Annotated in this window: 1 protein-coding gene; it reads left to right on the forward strand. The window is 34.4% G+C overall.

All coding sequences use genetic code 11. The annotated features are described in order from the left end of the window. Positions 1-196: 196 nt before the first annotated feature. The gene (locus RHOW815_RS08355; RefSeq protein WP_215217815.1) at positions 197-796 is read left to right on the forward strand and encodes a HipA N-terminal domain-containing protein; all 600 of its coding nucleotides are present in this window, start codon (positions 197-199) and stop codon (positions 794-796) included. Positions 797-870 lie beyond the last annotated feature (74 nt).

The following is an 870-nucleotide window of genomic DNA, read 5'->3' on the forward strand; positions in this document are numbered from 1 at the left end:
TTCATTTAATCCTTGCTTGCTCATGTCATCTGTCTTTAGTTAAAAAATAAAAAGATCTGGTATCATAGCGAAAATTTATATTCAATTCAAGATAGGTTCTTGAAGAGTTTAAGGATTTGTTTAAACAAACAAAACTAGAGCATTTAACATCACTCGATGAGCTGCTTAAAAGCAAAAAACGTAAAAGAGGTCGAAAATGACCTTTCAAAATACATCTGTAGTCCATGTATATTTTATATGTGGACAAAAGAAGCTTTCCATGGGAAGACTTGTTTTAAAAGATCGAAGAATATTTTTTGAATACACTCTTGAATTCATTAAAACAGGATTAGAATTATCTCCTCTTAAACTACCTCTTCAGCCAGGTATTATCATGTGTGAGGATAGAGTTTTTGAAGGTTTATTTGGTGTATTTAACGATAGCTTACCTGATGGATGGGGAAAATTGCTTTTAGATCGTAAGTTAATGAGTCTGCGTCTCAATCCTGGCGACCTTTCACCTTTAAACCGTTTATGCTATGTAGGTAAAAATGGAATGGGCGCCCTTGTGTATGAATCAGAAATAGAAGGAATAAAGCCATTTTATCACGAGAATTTAGATGAGATTGCTGATAAGGTGGTGCAATTTCAAGAGAAGGATGACGATCTTTTTATTGATGATTTATTAGCTATGAACGGCTCATCCGCTGGCGCTCGTCCTAAAATTGTCACCACCATAAGCAAAGAAGACTGGATCATTAAGTTTCGCTCCTCCTCAGATCTAAAAGATATTGGACTCATTAGATTTCTTGCATAACCCCTTATTTTAAAGCTTTCATTTATAGATTCCTAATCTTAACAAAAGCATTTCCAGCTATATCGCTCAAACAA

This window comes from Candidatus Rhabdochlamydia sp. W815 (assembly GCF_018642185.1).
Lineage (GTDB): Bacteria > Chlamydiota > Chlamydiia > Chlamydiales > Rhabdochlamydiaceae > Rhabdochlamydia > Rhabdochlamydia oedothoracis.